The 16,813-nt window shown below is 50.5% G+C and carries 17 protein-coding genes; 5 read left to right on the top strand and 12 right to left on the bottom strand.

Going from position 1 to position 16,813, the window contains the following annotated elements; translation table 11 throughout:
- Nucleotides 1–8 precede the first annotated feature (8 nt).
- On the top strand, nt 9–788 hold the full coding sequence (locus tag ACXAFR_RS14965; protein WP_475178268.1) for an FTR1 family protein: 780 nt from the start codon (nt 9–11) through the stop codon (nt 786–788).
- Nucleotides 789–801: 13 nt separating this feature from the next.
- Here ACXAFR_RS14965 and ACXAFR_RS14970 read toward each other — a convergent pair whose 3' ends face one another.
- The 5 genes from ACXAFR_RS14970 to ACXAFR_RS14990 all read right to left on the bottom strand — a co-directional run bounded on the left by ACXAFR_RS14970 (nt 802) and on the right by ACXAFR_RS14990 (nt 6,332).
- Nucleotides 802–1,401: a uracil-DNA glycosylase family protein gene (locus ACXAFR_RS14970; RefSeq protein ID WP_475178270.1), complete on the bottom strand. Its 600-nt coding sequence runs from the start codon at nt 1,399–1,401 to the stop codon at nt 802–804.
- Between the two features lie 7 nt (nt 1,402–1,408).
- On the bottom strand, nt 1,409–2,887 hold the full coding sequence (locus ACXAFR_RS14975) for a protein adenylyltransferase SelO (protein ID WP_475178272.1): 1,479 nt from the start codon (nt 2,885–2,887) through the stop codon (nt 1,409–1,411).
- A gap of 95 nt (nt 2,888–2,982) precedes the next feature.
- Nucleotides 2,983–3,429 carry a gamma-glutamylcyclotransferase family protein gene (locus ACXAFR_RS14980; RefSeq protein ID WP_475178274.1) on the bottom strand — a complete coding sequence of 149 codons (447 nt, stop codon included), beginning with the start codon at nt 3,427–3,429 and terminating at the stop codon, nt 2,983–2,985.
- Nucleotides 3,429–5,162 (bottom strand): bifunctional diguanylate cyclase/phosphodiesterase, encoded by a 1,734-nt coding sequence (locus ACXAFR_RS14985; protein WP_475178275.1) that lies wholly within the window; start codon nt 5,160–5,162, stop codon nt 3,429–3,431. The genes ACXAFR_RS14980 and ACXAFR_RS14985 overlap by 1 nt, the downstream gene beginning before the upstream one ends.
- 153 nt (nt 5,163–5,315) lie before the next feature.
- A complete protein-coding gene (locus tag ACXAFR_RS14990) occupies nt 5,316–6,332 on the bottom strand; it encodes a DUF6963 family protein (RefSeq protein WP_475178278.1) in 1,017 nt (338 codons plus the stop codon).
- An 86-nt stretch (nt 6,333–6,418) separates the two neighbouring features.
- Here ACXAFR_RS14990 and ACXAFR_RS14995 point away from each other — a divergent pair, with 86 nt between their 5' ends.
- Nucleotides 6,419–6,967: a glutathione peroxidase gene (locus ACXAFR_RS14995; RefSeq protein WP_475178280.1), complete on the top strand. Its 549-nt coding sequence runs from the start codon at nt 6,419–6,421 to the stop codon at nt 6,965–6,967.
- Between the two features lie 24 nt (nt 6,968–6,991).
- On the opposite strand, the gene ACXAFR_RS15000 is transcribed toward ACXAFR_RS14995, so the two are convergent.
- The 3 genes from ACXAFR_RS15000 to serA form a co-directional block, all read right to left on the bottom strand.
- Nucleotides 6,992–7,876, bottom strand: coding sequence for an AEC family transporter (locus ACXAFR_RS15000; protein ID WP_475178282.1), 885 nt, complete (start codon nt 7,874–7,876; stop codon nt 6,992–6,994).
- 68 nt (nt 7,877–7,944) lie between these two features.
- Entirely contained in the window at nt 7,945–8,733 is a 789-nt protein-coding gene (locus ACXAFR_RS15005) for an ABC transporter ATP-binding protein (protein WP_475178284.1), read from the bottom strand.
- Between the two features lie 17 nt (nt 8,734–8,750).
- Entirely contained in the window at nt 8,751–9,980 is a 1,230-nt protein-coding gene (serA, locus tag ACXAFR_RS15010) for a phosphoglycerate dehydrogenase (protein ID WP_475178400.1), read from the bottom strand.
- A 178-nt stretch (nt 9,981–10,158) separates the two neighbouring features.
- Between serA and ACXAFR_RS15015 the strand changes: the two genes are divergently transcribed.
- Nucleotides 10,159–10,830: a fumarylacetoacetate hydrolase family protein gene (locus ACXAFR_RS15015; RefSeq protein ID WP_475178287.1), complete on the top strand. Its 672-nt coding sequence runs from the start codon at nt 10,159–10,161 to the stop codon at nt 10,828–10,830.
- Nucleotides 10,831–10,889: 59 nt separating this feature from the next.
- Here ACXAFR_RS15015 and rpiA read toward each other — a convergent pair whose 3' ends face one another.
- Nucleotides 10,890–11,567 (bottom strand): ribose-5-phosphate isomerase RpiA, encoded by a 678-nt coding sequence (gene rpiA / locus ACXAFR_RS15020; protein ID WP_475178290.1) that lies wholly within the window; start codon nt 11,565–11,567, stop codon nt 10,890–10,892.
- Between the two features lie 147 nt (nt 11,568–11,714).
- Between rpiA and ilvA the strand changes: the two genes are divergently transcribed.
- Together ilvA and ACXAFR_RS15030 are read left to right on the top strand one after the other, a co-directional pair.
- A complete protein-coding gene (ilvA, locus tag ACXAFR_RS15025; protein ID WP_475178402.1) occupies nt 11,715–13,229 on the top strand; it encodes a threonine ammonia-lyase, biosynthetic in 1,515 nt (504 codons plus the stop codon).
- A 418-nt stretch (nt 13,230–13,647) separates the two neighbouring features.
- On the top strand, nt 13,648–13,785 hold the full coding sequence (locus tag ACXAFR_RS15030; RefSeq protein WP_475178292.1) for a hypothetical protein: 138 nt from the start codon (nt 13,648–13,650) through the stop codon (nt 13,783–13,785).
- Between the two features lie 82 nt (nt 13,786–13,867).
- On the opposite strand, the gene alr is transcribed toward ACXAFR_RS15030, so the two are convergent.
- From alr to ACXAFR_RS15045, 3 genes are all read right to left on the bottom strand, one after another.
- Nucleotides 13,868–14,962, bottom strand: coding sequence for an alanine racemase (gene alr / locus ACXAFR_RS15035; RefSeq protein ID WP_475178293.1), 1,095 nt, complete (start codon nt 14,960–14,962; stop codon nt 13,868–13,870).
- Nucleotides 14,963–14,965: 3 nt separating this feature from the next.
- The gene (locus ACXAFR_RS15040) at nt 14,966–15,823 is read right to left on the bottom strand and encodes an aminotransferase class IV (protein ID WP_475178295.1); all 858 of its coding nucleotides are present in this window, start codon (nt 15,821–15,823) and stop codon (nt 14,966–14,968) included.
- A gap of 114 nt (nt 15,824–15,937) precedes the next feature.
- Nucleotides 15,938–16,804 carry a glutamate cyclase domain-containing protein gene (locus tag ACXAFR_RS15045; protein ID WP_475178297.1) on the bottom strand — a complete coding sequence of 289 codons (867 nt, stop codon included), beginning with the start codon at nt 16,802–16,804 and terminating at the stop codon, nt 15,938–15,940.
- Between the last annotated feature and the right edge of the window lie 9 nt (nt 16,805–16,813).

Raw genomic sequence — 16,813 nt, forward strand, 5'->3', positions numbered from 1 at the left:
GTCATTTCATGTTAACGGCAAGTGTCATCGTTGTTTTAAGGGAAGCCCTTGAAGCGTCATTTTTATTGGGTGTTTTACTTGGGTTAACCCATCACATTCACCATCATAAGCACTGGCTCTTTCCTGGCTTGCTACTTGGTCTTGTTATGGCGGTCGCGTATGCTTTCAATCTGGAGACAATTTCGAATTGGTTTAATGGTGTCGGTCAAGAAGTAATAAACGGATTAATTTTAGTTTTCTTGTTTGTCTTTCTCTTAGCCATTCGAACGCTCATTGTCTTGCAGTATCATCGGATATTTTCGCTAAATTTGATTTTCGCAGCGTCAACGGCTCTCATTATTAGTCATGAAGGGGCGGAGTTGTTGGTATATTGGAGCGGAATATTTCACGTTGATAGCTATAGAGTCAGTGTGCTGGCAGGGTCTGTCATTGGAGTCGGTCTAGGAGTGAGTACCATCGCTATTTGCTACTTTGTATTGGTTTCAGTCGGAAGAGAAGTTCGCTGTAGACTATTTTTGTTGATGTTAGCAATCATGGGGGCGGGATTTACGTTGCAAGCGTTACGTAATCTTATTCAGGCGGATTGGATTCCTTCCGGGGCGATTGCCTGGAATACCTCTTGGCTTGTCTCTGAAGATTCAATTGCTGGTCAAATTCTTTATGCACTAATTGGTTATGAAGCCAGCCCAAGTGTTGTACAGGTGATTGTTTATGCCGCCGCATTAATTCTGATGTTTATACTTCCAAGATTTCTTTTTGGCATCTACACACAATCGAAAGCTGTTTAGCCTTTCGGCTTTATTAAGAAAAATATTGGTCTGTTGAAAGCAATTCATGCACGCGTTGTTGTGCGATTGGAACTAAATTTTCCTCAAACCATGGGTTGTTTTTAAACCAGCGAATATTTCGCGGGCTGGGATGAGGCATCGGAATACAGGTGTTCCATAACGATCGGCTTTTTTGGATGCGGTTAGCCAGACTCTCGCGACTTTTTCCGAGATGGTAATCAACGGCATATCGGCCCACTGGTAATGTTAACCGAAGGTTGGGAAGGTGCTTCAATAAGCGATGGCGCCAAGTCGTTGCACATTCCGGTCTGGGTGGTAAATCTCCCCCGCTTGCGGTTCCCGGAAAACAAAACCCCATGGGTACAAGTGCAATTTTTGTGGGGTCGTAGAATACTTCTTTCGATAGATTTAGCCACTGTCGAAGTCGATCACCGCTGGGGTCATTAAACGGAATACCCGTCTCATGGACTTTTCTACCGGGTGCCTGACCAGCAATTAGAATCTGAGCATCCGGGTGAAACTGAATAACTGGTCGAGGCCCAAGAGGCAGATGAACTTCACACAGTCGACAGTGCCTGACTTCTTCGAGAAGTGATATATAGCTCTCGGTCAAGGGTTCTTCACGTTCCGCAAAAGGTGGCGAGAACTTCTTCGTCACGGGTGGGCGGTCGCGCGTATTTCAGAGCGTCATCGCGCCATTCAAAGGGATGTGTGATGCGATCCAGTAACTCAAAAAACGCTTGGTAGGATTTTTGGTCGTACGCAATAGTGATCGCTTCTTCAACCAGATGATTGCGTGGTATATAGATGGGATTGATTGACAGCATGCGGTCGCTGATAGTTTGTAGCGGCACGTTCAGCATTTTCAGCTGATCCTTCCAGGTGTCCAGCCATGGGTTTAGAGCTGTAGGCAGTGGGGAGATGTCGGCTAGAGCGGAATTGCTGTCTTCGCGAAGTAATTCAGCAAGGCGGCGAAATGTCAGGGTAAAGTCCATTTTTTCTTGTGCCATGCTTTCCAATAATTCAGTGACCAAGGCAGTACTCGTATCGCTACTTGAAAGTCCGATTTTCGCCGTCATCCGCTGGTTGTATTCCTGCTGAAACTCACTGAGAAACCCGTCAAGCGCTGCTTCAGCGATTTTTATCGCCTCGGCTTCGTTATCAGATAAAAGTGGCAGCAGCACCTGCGCCATCCAAGCCAGGTTCCAATGTCCAATGCCAGGCTGATTGCGATATCGATAGCGTCCGTGGTGGTCGATAGAGCTGAATTTTTTGTCGGGATCGTAATCGTCTAGAAACGCACAGGGGCCGTAATCAATGGTTTCTCCGCTGACGAGCATATTGTCTGTGTTCATCACTCCGTGAATAAAACCAAGCGATTGCCACTGCGCAATTAGTTTTGCCTGTTTGCTGATCAAGTTTTCAAGTAGAGCTTTGTAAGGATTACCGCTTTCGATTGCCGTTGGGTAATGCCTGGCAATCACGTGATCGGCCAATTGCTTTACCGCATCGCTATTCTGTCGAGATGCGAAAAATTGGAAGCTGCCGATACGAATATGACTGCTGGCAATTCGAGTGAGTATTGCCGCTGGGTAGACGCGATCGCGTACCACTCGTTCTCCCGTGGTTACTGCCGCGAGACTGCGAGTCGTTGGAACTCCGAGTGCCGCCATGGCTTCACTGACCAGGTATTCCCTGAGAACGGGTCCAAGAGGCGCCAATCCATCACCCATGCGGGAGTAGGGGGTTTCCCCTGATCCTTTCAGCTGTATATCAAAGCGTTGGCCATCTGGATCAATCACTTCTCCGAGTAAAATGGCGCGCCCATCGCCTAGTTGCGGGTTCCACTGGCCGAATTGATGGCCTGCGTATACCGCGGCCAGTGGTTGGCTGCCGGGTAGAATGGTATTTCCGGAAAATACGGCGGCAATGTCATCATCGCTTGCCTGTTGTAGATTCAGGTTGAGAGCCTCTGCTAAAGAGGTATTTAGGGTGATGAGGCTTGGAGACCTGACATGGGCGGGGTGTTGCTCGGAGTAAAAGACTTCACCCAGTCGGTAAAAACTGTTGTCAAAGTTAACCTTGATATTCGTGGCCATATCATCACACCTCCCCGTGAACAGCTCTATTGTGCGCAACACGGCGCATAAAGGGAAATCGCGTTACGAAAATAATTCAGCGGAAATAGCGTTTGTCAAGATGCTGGCTGTCGTTCTGCCGGTAGCAAGCGTTGGGCGAGTCGATGCTGGCGCATTTCCGGTAACTTTTGCCAGTTTTGAAACTGCTGTTCAAGGTAGTCTTTTGAGGTGGTTATGGATTTTCCTCGGGCATTGCGCCGCGAGTAGCCCCAACATCGAAGGACGTTATTCGTGTGTGTAGTGGGGCGAACACGTTCTCGCTGATAGTAGGGAACGAGTTCCCAGGCATCAGCCGTAGAGAGTTGTTGGCATGTCAATTCGATTATGTCGCCTACAACCTTCTGATTGCGGCAAGGCTTGATAAAAAGGTAGCCATCACGCAGGCATTCATACAGCTTCCAGTGATATAAAATCGCTGGAGTGGCGCGTAAGCTCTTTCCGAATAAGTGTTTTTGCAGTTCCGGGTCTCTAAGTGTGCCGTAGACGAAAAGAGACTGGAGCATCAGTGGCGAGTATCACCGGGTGCGGCCATGGTGAGTGTTTGCAGGTTTTGTAGGCGTTCAGCTAAATTGGCATCCTGCAGCAGCAGGGTAAATTCATCGGCGGGGATAGGTTCGGAAAACCAATACCCCTGATAAAGGTTGCAGCCTTGTTCTCGCAGAGTGTGGAATTCTCTTTCTGTTTCTACCCCTTCCGCCGTGACATTACATCCAAGACTGTTCCCTAAGGCGAGTAACGTCTTACACAGAATGAAATGGTTGTGGTTTTCCTGCAGATTTTTCACGAATGAGCGATCGATCTTAAAATTCAGTTTTGGAAATAATCTCAAGTAATCAAGGCCGCCAAAACCTGTACCCAAATCATCGACTGAGGCATTGATGCCGAGTTTGTCGAGCTCGGTAATTAGCTGCAGCGCATGTGCCGCACTGTCGAGAGCAGCGGTTTCAGTAAGCTCCAATTCCAGCATGCCTGGCCGCAGGTGGTAGCGTTCGACCATGTCTTTAATGTAACTGAGCAGGCGTTCATTCTTAAGCTGGTGAGCGGAAAGGTTGACGGCTATCTTGAGCTCATAGCCCATTGAACTCCAAACAGAAATTTGTTCGCAGGCGCGGTGCAAAACCCAGAAACCAATGTTATCTATTTGTCCGCTGTGTTCGGAATGAGGAATAAAATTGGTGGGCGATATCAACCCTTTCTCGGGGTGGCGCCAGCGGATGAGGGCTTCGGCGCCGATAATGCGTCCTTTATGAATATCGATAACCGGCTGGAAAAACAGCATTAACTCACTTTTCATTAACGCTTTGTGGAGATCCAGGCCAAGCTGTAGACGTCGTTGTATAAACTCTCGATCGCGAGGAGAAAAAACGACAGGATCACTGCGGCGTTCCGCCGAAGCTGCGGCTGCGACTGCGTAGTCGAGTAGTTGTTCGGGAGAGTCACTGTGTTCCGGAAAGAGCGAGATTCCTGCTCTTAGTGTCAGAGTTTCACGAATTTCATCCTGTAGGCAGAGTTCATCGAGAAGCTCACTGACATCACGCCGCAACTTTAACTCTTCTTGAGGGTAGGAGAAAAAGCACGCAAAAACGCCATTGCCGAGATAGCCTGCAAGAGAATGGCGCCCCAGGCGATATTCAAAGTCAAAGGCGAGATTTCGCAGATTGCTGTTGGTTGCCTGCTGGCCATCGGATGATACCAAGTCGAAATAATTCGCGATACGAACGACCACCAGTGCGGCACATTCGTCACGATCTGGGGTGCTTTTCAATCGTGAATTGATGCCCTGAAGAAAAAAGTCTCGTGTAGATAAACCTGTGACGGTATCGACTTGCGTCAGTTCTTTAAGCAAACGGTCGAGTTTTTCAAGGGAGAGTTGAGTAATCGCCATCAATTTTCCGGCTTCGTCGTTGAAGTCGGTTGGAAGGTGATCTAGTTGACCCGCATCCATAAAATGCTGAAGTGCTTCAGTGGTCGCTGTTACCGGTCGTAGTAAATGGTGGATGATCAATAGGGTTGTAGCCGTACCGATCAACGTCGCTGCGAGAATCACCCCGAGAATGATCACGTGTTCTCTTGAGGTGATGGATTGAATTGAAATCTGATAAGCAATCAGACAGATGAGCGGGAGGTGAATCCCTAAAAAAGTCACCAGAAATATTTTATTGCGATAATTTAGCCAGCGCAGTTTGGAAAACGCGGCGTAACAGGCAAGCCTCTTCTGAGCGACGATATTTGACATCAGCAGTTGCTCTAAAAAAATGATATGTGTTTGGAATTACTTAGGTTTTGACAGCAAATTGTCACCATCCTACGCAGAGCCCAATTAAATTGCGAGTTGATTTTTGCGACTGACGTTTATTGGGTCTTTGTGATGCATATGACGATATTGGTGTCATTTAGGCGACATAGTGCTGTCAATTGGTACGTGTTGGAGAGTAATACCAGGTCTATAAGTCAGTTTTCCAGTTTCTGCACCGTCAAAACGAATTAAGCGCTTTCGAGTTACAACGGAGAAGGGTCCATCGAGCATTGTGCCAATAGTATGTTTTCCCAGTAAAACCTTTGCTTCAGGGCCGAGTAGAGCGCATTCAATTGTCTCTTGATTTTGCATCAGTTCCGGGCTTGTGGTTTCGATGAGTAATATCTTCCCGTCAATTCCATCGCAATGGACAGCGTCAATGTCTCCTATCGTTACAGGAATACCTGCCTCGCACTTCAGGGTCATTACTGGTGCTGCGTGGTCGAGAATAAGATTTTGGGCATATTGGCCCAGCAATTCCGCCAATCCCGAATGTGGGTGAAGGGCGTTATGAAGAAGTCCAATTTGGACCTCTATTGAAGCGTCGCCGTGGTGCCAACTAAAACAACGGTGGCAGCTACCTATATCTTTGCGGTGAGCCACTCGGAGGGTATTGCCAAGGGCAATGTTTCCATCGCGGTCCAGCGCAATGAGTCCGGCATCCAAAGTGGGATTGGCCGACAGGATTTTAGGGATAGATTCTGCGGCTGAGAGGCCTTGCCGCAGTAATATTAATAGCTGCTGGTTGAGTGGCAGAGCTCCTGGTGCGCCTTTGTGTGGCATTCTATGGCCGGTAACCAATTCACCTTTATTTCCGGTGGTAAGGAATTGAGCCAAGGGCTCTGGCCGGTCTGGGCCGCTGGTGATTAGGGCTGCCCTTGTTATTGAGGGGCGAGTCCACCATTGCGCTTGGCGAGCTTCAATTTTACCTATCAATGCGGATATACCACCGCGCTGGCCGCAAAGGTACTCAGCGTTACCTTGCTCATTGATCCACGCCAAAGTAACAAACCCGCCAAGGGCGCCAGTGCAAATCTGCTCTGCAAATTCTATCGTTGTGCAGATGGCTGGAAGGGCGTATGGGCCGCTGATTGCAATACCAATTGTCATTTGTCATTGCCTGTGGAGAAGATAGTCCGTTAGGCTCATTGGCCCGTATCCCTCGATTGTCACTCATGTAATTTTAGGAGCCTGTAATGACCACACTTTCCGACATTTCATTTACGATGATGGATGGAAGCCCTGCGAGTCTGGGTAAATTTTCTGGATCCGTCGTCCTCGCAGTCAATGTGGCTTCAAAATGTGGTCTTACGCCGCAGTATGAGGCTCTCGAAGCCATTTACGAAAAGTATCAGGATCAGGGTTTGGTTGTATTGGGTTTTCCTGCGAATAATTTTGCGGGACAGGAGCCTGGCAGTAACGAAGAAATTGCCAGTTTTTGTACAGCAAACTTTGGTGTCAAATTCCCTATGGCGCAAAAAATCTCCGTTACAGGTGATGACCAGCATCCGCTTTATCAAGCGCTCACTGAGCAGCAGCCGCAATCTATCCGCAATGACGATGGGGCGTTTTTGGAAAAGCTGAAAAGCTACGGGTTGGCGCCTGCCAGTGACACAGATGTGATGTGGAATTTCGAAAAATTTCTGATTGGTAAAGATGGTGCAATCGTGGCCCGTTTCGCGCCAGATATCGCCCCGGATGATGAGCGAGTAATCCATGCGGTTGAAGAGGCTTTAAAGGCCTAAGTGGAATCGCTAAGTTAGCGGCAATTAGGGTAATGTGAACCAAAGAGTAGCAGGAATTATGAGCAGGCTGGCCAAGTTGCCTAGCATGACAATACTTGCTACTCGATCTGGCTGCTGATTAAACTGCTCTGCTAACAGTAAATTAAAGACGGCGGGCGGAAGGGCGGCGAAGACCAGTAACATTGACGTCTCCAGCGGCGTTAGTTCAATAAACGCAAGTGCCAATAAAGCGCTGATGATTCCGGCAGCGGGGCCGGCTACGGCTCCGAATGTTCCGAGACGCCAATCCCCCAAATCGACTTCAAGGAGTCGGGCGCCTAAAGAAAATAGTAACAAGGGGATGGCAACCTGCCCGAGCATCTCTATGGTGTTATTAATCGGCGACGGCAGCTGAACACCCAAACCATTGAGACTAAGCCCTGCCATCGTGGCGATCAGAATCGGGTTTTTCAGCATTTCTATTAGATTCACTCGGCGATCAAGCATAAATACACCGACCGTGAACTGTAAAAGCATACCGACAATCAGCATCACGACAGCGGGCTGTAAGGCAGTATCGCCAAATGCGAATATCAATAGCGGCAACCCCATGTTTCCTGAGTTATTGAACATCATGGGAGGAAGGAACGTTTTGATATTAATGCTTTTGGCGCGACAGATTGGCCACAAGAGCAACCCAGGCCCGAGAATGACAGCGGCGGCGCCAATGCAGAGCCCGGTATAAGAGAGCATGTTGAAAGGTTTATCGACCAGCGCCCAGAAGATGAGTAGGGGGCTAAAGACGTCGAGATTCATACGATTAATCGTCGACATGTCTGGCCGAAATTTACGGCAATAGGCCATGCCCAAAATCGCACAGGCAAACACCGGGAAAATAATCCCGACAACACGAAGAAACGTTTCCAGCACGGGTTTCTACCTTTGGTGAATGTCTGACAGCCAGGTGCCGAGCTGTGTTAGGAAGCCCAGATGGAGTTTCAGTTAGCTGGGAGGGCTTGATAATAGCCGTCTTGCTCGATGATATGAACGTCAGTTTGGTAAAGCTCACTGATTTTATCGGCGGTGAGCATTTCCTTTTTCGGGCCATCCGCCAGGATCACGCCATCTTGCAGAAGAATGACTCGATCGATTTCAGGAATCACTTCATGGATGTGGTGAGTGGCCAACAGCAGCGCCGTGCCAGAGGCGGCTTGCGCACGGAGATCTTTTAGCAGTTGAAAGGAGCCCTGCAAATCGAGACCGCTGGTGGGTTCATCGAGTATCAGGCTGGCGGGATTGTGTACCAGTGCCCTGGCCAGTATTAGACGCCGTTGTTGCCCGGTGGAGAGATGATGAAACATGCGATCTTTCAGGTGCATCACATGCAGACGTTCCAGTAATGCTTCGACGCGCTCGATTTCTGACTCGGTTGCCGGGTCGCTGTAGAGCGTTCCAATTGTACCTCTCAAGCCGGACAGAACAACATCGAAACCAGTGGTGATCGGCAGATACTTGGCTTGAAAATCGTGGGATACCAAACCAATGTGCTGTCGCAAATGCTGAACGCTGACCCGCTCATCCCCAAGGATTTTGACGAAACTGCCCTCGCGCACCAAGGGGTAGATATCACGACTCAGCAATTTCAGCAGCGTTGATTTTCCCGCGCCATTTGGGCCGAGAATCGCGACCCTCTCACCCTGCTCGATACATAAATTTAAACGATCGAAGACCCGGTGCTCGCCGCGGCAAGCACTGGCGTTGACAATTTCCAAGAGCGGTTCAGACATCGTAACTTCAGGATGGCTCAGAAGAGAACGCGGCAGCGTATTGTGCCTTCAATACTCTTGAGTTTTTCGAGAGCAACCTCGCTGTATTCTGCATCGATATCAATAACCACGTAGCCGACGCTTTCTCGTGTTTGCAGGTATTGCGCGGCAATGTTGATATCGTTGTCGGAAAACACATGGTTGATCTTGCTAAGAATTCCCGGAATGTTGCGATGGACATGCAGCAACCGGTGGGCCTGTGTGTGCTCTGGTAGGGCGACCTCTGGAAAGTTGACGCAGGAGGTCGTAGTGCCGTTGTCGGAGTAACGAATCAGTTTTTCTGAGACTTCGACGCCGATATTCTCCTGGGCTTCCATGGTTGAGCCACCGACATGGGGCGTCAATAGGGTGTTATCCAAACCGCGTAAGGGGGATTCGAATTCCTCATTATTACCACGTGGCTCCACGGGAAATACGTCGATGGCTGCGCCGGCAAGGTCGCCAGCTTTCAAGGCTTCCGCAAGAGCGTCAATATCGACGACGTTGCCTCGTGACGCGTTCAGTAAAATCGCCCCTTTTTTCATGCGGCGGATTTGAGCCGTACCAATGAGGTTCTTTGTGCTGGGGGTTTGTGGCACATGGAGAGAGACCACATCTGAGCGATTTAAGAGTTCACTCAGTGTCTTAACTTGAGTCGCATTGCCCAGTGGCAGTTTCGACATGACATCAAAGAAGATAACTTCCATGCCTAGCGATTCAGCCAAAACGCTGACCTGTGTACCAATGGATCCGTACCCGACAATGCCGAGAATTTTTCCTCTGGCTTCGTAGCTGCCTTCTGCGGATTTCATCCAGCCACCTTTGTGGCAAGAGGCATTTTTCTGAGGGATGCCCCGCAACAATAAGATGGCTTCCGCGATAACCAGCTCGGCAACTGAGCGAGTGTTGGAGTAAGGGGCATTGAAAACGGCAACACCGTGTTCTTGTGCCGCTTCCAGATCGACTTGGTTGGTTCCTATGCAAAAACAACCAATCGCCAGCAGGCGCGGGGCGTTCTCAAGCACCTTGCGAGTAACCTGAGTGCGGGAGCGTATGCCCAGGAAGTGGGCAGAGTTAATTTTCTCAATCAGCTCTTCTTCCGGCAGCGAAGTCTTCAGAAGTTCGACATTGTGATAGCCGGCAGCCTGTAGGCTTTGTACGGCGGATTCATGGATACCTTCCAATAACAGGAAGCGGATCTTGTTTTTGTCAAAAGACACTTTGGACATCATGGTGCTGCAGGCCTCGCTACAACCGAAATCTGGGGAGTTAATTGCCCCGCTACGATGCAGCTGGGCGCGAAAGCGCGCTATGATAGCACAGCCAGCGACCTTCATTCGCCACGGGATTATATCCTTTGGCAGGAATGGTGATATTGCGGCTATATGCTTCAGCAGGAGATCAGCTTTGACCTATCGTCATCAGTTAAAAACCCCGCAGGGGATTACCAGTGCCGACTTGCCGACCGGCAAGGTCGTTTGTATCGGGCGCAATTACGCCGCCCATGCGAAAGAATTGAATAACCCGGTGCCGGATGCTCCTCTGCTCTTTATGAAGCCGGCTACCGCGTTGGTGCCTTTGGCGCCGGGTTTTACGGTGCCCTCTGACCAAGGATCCTGTCATATCGAAACCGAGATTGCTTTCCTGATTGGCTCGGAGCTCAAACAAGCTGCGCCTGAGGCGTGCCGGGAGGTGATCGCCGGGGTTGGAATCGGTTTTGATCTCACCTTGCGCGACCTACAGTCTGCGCTGAAGGAGAAAGGGCATCCATGGGAAATGGCCAAGGCGTTCGATGGCAGTTGTCCTTTGACGCCTTTTGTCACCTTGCCGGCGGGGGCTGATCTGACACAGCTTCAGCTGCAATTGTGGCGTAACGAGTCATTGCAGCAGGACGGTCACTCCGGGGATATGCTGACACCCGTGCTTGAGTTACTCAGCTACATCTCTCGCTACTTTACCTTAAACCCAGGTGATGTGGTTCTATCGGGAACACCTGCCGGCGTTGGTCCCATCAGCTCTGGTGATCAACTGAAGGTGGTATTAAAAGACCTGTTAGAGGTGGAGACTCAGGTCCTCTGAGTCCCCTGACGGCCGCTGGGTCTTCTCGTAGATGCCTCTTCGTGCTCGCTATGGCAATACTACTTGGGCGCGAAGAGGGTCTCTACGCCACTGGTTTTACCGAGAAGTAGAACATCCGCGGGGCGGTTGGCAAACAGGCCGTTGGTTACCACTCCAGTAATCTGATTGATGTCAGATTCTAAATGGCGGGGCTGTGTAATCTTGAGATTGTGAACATCAATGATCTGATTGCCGTTGTCGGTCACACAGCCCTCGCGATACACCGGGTCTCCGCCTAGCTTGACCAGCTCTCGGGCCACGTGGGATCTGGCCATGGGGATGACTTCCACAGGAAGGGGGAAGTTGCCCAGAATGTCCACCCATTTTGATTCATCGGCGATACAGATGAATTCGCGCGCGACCGCGGCAACGATTTTTTCGCGGGTTAATGCCGCTCCGCCGCCTTTTATTAAGCAGAGGTGGGCATTGGTTTCGTCGGCACCATCGACATAAACCTCGAGAGCGTCGACACTGTTTAAATCGTAAACGGGAATCCCGTGGCTTTTCAGGCGCTCAGCAGAGGCTTCTGAACTGGCGACAGCGCCGTCGAACAGGCCCTTGTGCTGGGCAAGCGCATCAATGAACAGATTGGCGGTAGAACCGGTGCCGACGCCGACGATGGATTCGCTCTCCAATTTGGGAAGAATATAGTCCACTGCCGCCTGGGCAACCGCTTGTTTAAGCTGATCCTGGTTCATGGAAGTCTCCTCGTTTGGCCAGTTCCCTGCCGTGCAATGTTAAAGGGCGGCAATTATACGGTGCTAGAGGGGACTTCGATAGCCGAGTCGGTGGCAATGCTTTACTATGGCGCCCTCACTGTTCACCCTCCAGCTGTTATTTCTGTCATGCCAGAGTCTTACATCAAACGCATCCTCGATGCCCGTATCTATGATGTGGCGATAGAGACACCTCTCGACGCCGCTCACTATCTCTCCACTCGCCTGGGAAATCAGGTGCTGCTTAAGCGCGAAGATCTGCAACCGGTCTTTTCTTTCAAAATTCGCGGCGCCTACAACAAGCTGCGGCAACTGCCCGAGGATCAACTGAAAGCCGGGGTTATTGCCGCTTCTGCAGGTAATCACGCACAAGGCCTGGCGCTGTCTGCCGCCCGAATGGGGGTGAAAGCGATTATTGTCATGCCGCGCACGACCCCTGCTATTAAGGTGGATGCGGTTCGACGCCACGGTGCGAAGGTGATTTTGCATGGAGATGTATATGATGAAGCCTATGCGCACGCGGCCGCACTTGTCGAAGAAAAAGGGCTGACCTATATCCATGCTTACGATGATCCGGATGTCATCGCAGGGCAAGGTACCATTGGCATGGAAATTCTGCGCCAGCATCCTGCGCACATTGATGCCGTCTTTGTACCTGTTGGTGGTGGTGGCTTGTGTGCTGGTGTGGCGGCCTACATAAAGTATGTGCGTCCTCAGACGAAAGTCTTTGCGGTAGAGCCAGAAGACGCGGCCTGCCTTAAGGCAGCCTTAGAAGCGTCTGAGCGTGTGACCTTGCCGGAAGTGGGCATTTTTGCCGACGGCGTTGCCGTCGCCCAAATTGGTAAAGAGACCTATCGGGTGCTGAAGGACACGGTAGACGGCGTTATCACTGCCAACTCTGATGAAATGTGTGCGGCCATAAAAGATATTTTCGAAGATACTCGCTCGATCGCTGAGCCAGCGGGTGCCTTGGCCTTAGCAGGCTTGAAAAAATATGTTGCCGAGCAGGGATGCGAAGGTCAGACGTTGATCGCTATTGATAGCGGTGCGAACACCAACTTTGATCGGCTAAGGTACATTTCGGAAAGAACTGAAACCGGGGAAAAGCGAGAGGCGATTCTGGCGGTGACTATTCCTGAAAAGCCGGGCGCCTATCGGACCTTCTGTAAAGATCTGGGTAAACGCAATATCACCGAATTTAATTATCGCTACGCGGATCGTGATGAGGCGCGGATATTTGTCGGTGTCCAAGTGGCACCCGCCCCCGAAGACCGTAACAACCTCTTGCAGGAGTTAAGAGAAAAAGGGTATTCCGTTGTTGATATGACCGACAACGAAATGGCGAAACTGCATATCCGACACATGGTTGGAGGGCACGCGGCTGGGGTTTCCGATGAGCGAGTCTATCGATTTGAGTTTCCCGAACGGCCTGGCGCGCTCTATCAGTTTCTCTCCCATTTTGCCGGGCGCTGGAATATTTCCATGTTCCACTACCGCAACCACGGCGCGGCTTATGGCCGGGTGTTGGTGGGCATGCAATTGGCTGAAGAGCAGCTCGAGCAAGTGAACGGTTATCTCGACACACTCGGTTATCGTTATTGGGACGAAACGGATAACGAAGCCTATCAGTTCTTTCTTGGATGACAAGGCCGCCTCATGGCGAGGTGACGTTATTTTGTCGCCTCGCTGATAGAGGTTCGCGTCACTTGCCGGTCTAACTCGCTGCCTTGTCGCCAATTCTTCCCCTCTGTGAGCTCAGGCGATACGAGGCATTTCAACGTTTTACTTAATTTCCGTCTGCCGTTTCAGAAATTTCACTTACAGATCATTGGCTTATTTCTATTTGGTAGAAATGGCTGGTAGATTTTTTGTTAGCTGACGGTTATCCATCACCTGGAATGGGGCGCATTTCTCAATGACTTTTCCTTGAAAACGTCAAAAAGCTGGCGCCTAGAATATTTTTGGGTAAACTGGTGGAGAAATGGGGTTGGAAACTTTTGGCGTCAAGCGTCTACCAGCCAATTCGCGATATTATATGGCAAGGAAAGGGGCTAGGCAGCGCATGAAGTTCGACGTGATAACCATCGTTACTTTGGTTTTTACGCTGGGAGTTTTTGTCAGTACCCTTGATTTCAACGAAGCTTTTGCCAGTGATCCCAAACCTCGTTCTGAATTGCAGCAGGGAACAACCCTGGAATAGCCTGTCACTGCCCGTCAGTTGCGGTGTTCTCTCGCCATTTGCCGTCGTCCTTTTATTCAAATTCTGCGAACTTGCTTCCACGTCAATCCTGATTGATGTAGCGTCGAGGGGCTCTTAAAGGCATTCGCGTCAACAATTCGTAGCCCAGAGTGCCGCACAGTTCAGCGATGTGATTAACATCAAGCCCATTACCCCATAAAATTGCTTTTGATCCAATATGGATATTGTCGAGTCCTGTGATATCGACGGTAATCATATCCATGGAAACACGACCTGCCAGAGCGGCGCGTTGACCTTCTATTAATACAGGTGTGCCGTTAGGGGTCAGTCTTGGGTAGCCATCCCCGTAGCCTATAGCCAGAGTGGCAATGGTGGAGTCGTTACGTGCCGTCCATGCTCTTCCATAGCCAACGGTTTCACCTCGAGCAACCTGATGAACAGCGATCACTTCGGTTGTCAGAGTCATCACAGGCTTTAATTTGGCCGCATTTGGATGAGGAGAGGAGAAGGGTGAGCTGCCGTAAAGCATGATCCCGGGCCGATTGAAGTTGCCGTGGGATTGAGGATGTGCGAGAACCCCGGCGGAATTTGCGAGGCTGCAGGGGCACTGAAAGCGGCCTGTTTCGAGATGAAATTGCTCCAGCTGACGACTGGTAAAATTGCTGGCAGGGACATCCGCTTCGGCAAAGTGGGTCGCTAGTACCATCGGCTGTCGAATGTCGGCCGCTTGGCTTAGTTTTTGGTAGGCGCGAACGAGGGATTCGCCCGACAATCCCAGTCTATGCATGCCGGAATCAACTTTCAGCCAGACAGCGAGCTGCTGATTGCTGGACTTGTCACGATGTAAAACCCAGTTAACTTGTTCTTCAGAATGCAGTAATAACCAAAAATCCAACTGGGCTGCTGTTTTAACTTCTTCCGGAGAAAACGGTCCTTCAAGAAGCATAATGGGTTTATGGATTCCCGACTCCCGTAACTCCATCGCCTCTTCGAAGCTTGCGACAGCAAAAGCCGGTGCTGTGGGTTCAAGCGTTTTTGCAGCCGCAACGGCTCCGTGTCCATACGCATTGGCTTTCACGACCGCGAGCGTATCGCTATGGGGTGCGAGTTGTTGGGCCAAGCGGTAATTGTGGCGTAGAGCGGCCAGATCGATAATGGCTTGAGCTGGGCGGGTCATAGATCAGACATCGAATTTGTATTGAGTGTATTGCTGCTGAGCCGCGAGCCAGACAGGTCCGGGTTTGCCTGTGCCTACCGGCTTACCGTCAATGGCGACGACAGGAGCGATCTCTTTGCTGGAGCTGGTGATCCAGACTTCGTCCGCAGCGAGTGCCTCTGCCATGGGTATTGGCCGCTCCTCAACGGAGATCTCGCCAAAATGATTTAGAGCCTCAAGAACGATTCGTCGAGTAACTCCGGGTAGCAGCTGGTGATCGAGCGGTGGAGTGATAACCCTGCCATTTGTCACGATAAAGGCGTTGCATGCACTGGCTTCCGTCAGCTCTTGTTGTTCATTGTACAGCAGTGTTTCATTTAACCCTTGAGCATATCCGGACTGAAAATGTAAAACATTGCCGAGCAGGGATACTGATTTGATATTACAGCGGCGCCAGCGGCGATCCTGCTCTGTGTTAACACGATAGGTTTTTACCTTTTCGATGTCTGCTATCGGAGGGTCGCTGATTGGAAAGGTATAGGCAAAAACGGTGGGCAGAATTCCCTTTGGAAATGCATGGTAGCGGTTGTCATCAGTACCGCGAGTCACCTGTAAATAAATTCCGACGTTAGTGGTCGTGTGTTCCGACAGTAATGTTTGAAAAATGTCGAACCAGTGTTCTGGCTTCCATTGCAAAGGAATGCCAATGGCATCCAGGCCTTGTTGCAGGCGTTCAATATGATAAGCAAATCCCACCATCTTCCCGCTGTACGATGGAATTACTTCGTAGATGCCGTCGCCAAACAGGAAACCTCGGTCCATTGGTGAGATACGTGCTTCTGCGGCGGGCAAAAAACGGTCGTTCAGAAAAACCTGTTGCATGTCGCCTCTCCAACTTAACGGGCTAAACACTCCGGATTACCGATCCATTCGTTATCCGGTATGGTAATTGTGACATGGTTAGGGGGCGTTGGCCCTGGTAATATGTTGTTGACTCTAGGTAATGTTAAAAAATATATTCAAAAGACGTTTCAGTTCATCTAATAGTTCTTGGCTGGCCTCAGCGCTAAACCCATCCTCTGTTGGTTCTGCTTGCCGAGTGACGCCATCGACAATGCCTTGAGCCGCTAGCCAGTTAAGGACTTCCACGTGCCGAATATCCTGTAGAAGAGGCTGTGCGGTTAGAGCTTCGAGCATCGCAATAATGCCGAAACATCCCCAGTTTGAGACGTCTGCAACCAGAAGTTCATCGCAACTGGTGGCCGCGGGAACGATGTCCAATAGAGCCAGGGAAGATGCCGCCCGACCCATACCGACCTCGTTGCCGCCATCGCCGATGGCAAGCTTATCTCCGCAGAACCCGCTGAAATAGGTGTCGATTGGGGCAACCCGGTCAGATATCTGTTCGCCCCGCATGTTGTAGTAGTTGCCATCGGCTGCAGCTCCCGGACGTTCAATGGCAATGATTAATCCGGGCGAAAGCTTCTGTAGTGAGGCTGTGCAGTCGTTGTGGTCGGTTGCCAAGCGAGTGACGGGGTGTTGAGTTGCCAGCAGGCTGGCTAATGGATCTTCACAGACAATCTGTACCGATTTCTCCAGAGTTTGTAGGGCGTCAGACAGAGCAATAGCCCCCGCTGGACCATCGGTTTCCTGGGTATTACCGACGGGAAATCCAGTGGCGATTAGTATCTGATCATCGCAGGCAAGCAATTTTTGCGCTGTGCGTAAGCAGTATCCCGCTTCCAGGGTTCGTTGCAGCGTCTGCATTCCCCTTAAGTTGCGACACACCAAGAGGTCTTCGATCGTACCACTGAGTTCGAGCAGATCTTTATAGCGGCTGGCGTGTTCATTGCTGCTGCTCATGATGTGGTT

Source organism: Pseudomaricurvus sp. ABR4_320 (genome assembly GCF_056159445.1).

Bases quoted from the DNA above. Each gene is read 5' to 3' on its own strand.
- ACXAFR_RS14965 (WP_475178268.1), top strand. From the start codon at position 9: ATGTTAACGGCAAGTGTCATCGTTGTTTTAAGGGAAGCCCTTGAAGCG.
- ACXAFR_RS14975 (WP_475178272.1), bottom strand. From the start codon at position 2,887: ATGGCCACGAATATCAAGGTTAACTTTGACAACAGTTTTTACCGACTG.
- ACXAFR_RS14980 (WP_475178274.1), bottom strand. From the start codon at position 3,429: ATGCTCCAGTCTCTTTTCGTCTACGGCACACTTAGAGACCCGGAACTG.
- ACXAFR_RS14985 (WP_475178275.1), bottom strand. From the start codon at position 5,162: ATGTCAAATATCGTCGCTCAGAAGAGGCTTGCCTGTTACGCCGCGTTT.
- ACXAFR_RS14990 (WP_475178278.1), bottom strand. From the start codon at position 6,332: ATGACAATTGGTATTGCAATCAGCGGCCCATACGCCCTTCCAGCCATC.
- ACXAFR_RS14995 (WP_475178280.1), top strand. From the start codon at position 6,419: ATGACCACACTTTCCGACATTTCATTTACGATGATGGATGGAAGCCCT.
- ACXAFR_RS15005 (WP_475178284.1), bottom strand. From the start codon at position 8,733: ATGTCTGAACCGCTCTTGGAAATTGTCAACGCCAGTGCTTGCCGCGGC.
- serA (WP_475178400.1), bottom strand. From the start codon at position 9,980: ATGTCCAAAGTGTCTTTTGACAAAAACAAGATCCGCTTCCTGTTATTG.
- rpiA (WP_475178290.1), bottom strand. From the start codon at position 11,567: ATGAACCAGGATCAGCTTAAACAAGCGGTTGCCCAGGCGGCAGTGGAC.
- ilvA (WP_475178402.1), top strand. From the start codon at position 11,715: ATGCCAGAGTCTTACATCAAACGCATCCTCGATGCCCGTATCTATGAT.
- ACXAFR_RS15030 (WP_475178292.1), top strand. From the start codon at position 13,648: ATGAAGTTCGACGTGATAACCATCGTTACTTTGGTTTTTACGCTGGGA.
- alr (WP_475178293.1), bottom strand. From the start codon at position 14,962: ATGACCCGCCCAGCTCAAGCCATTATCGATCTGGCCGCTCTACGCCAC.
- ACXAFR_RS15040 (WP_475178295.1), bottom strand. From the start codon at position 15,823: ATGCAACAGGTTTTTCTGAACGACCGTTTTTTGCCCGCCGCAGAAGCA.
- ACXAFR_RS15045 (WP_475178297.1), bottom strand. From the start codon at position 16,804: ATGAGCAGCAGCAATGAACACGCCAGCCGCTATAAAGATCTGCTCGAA.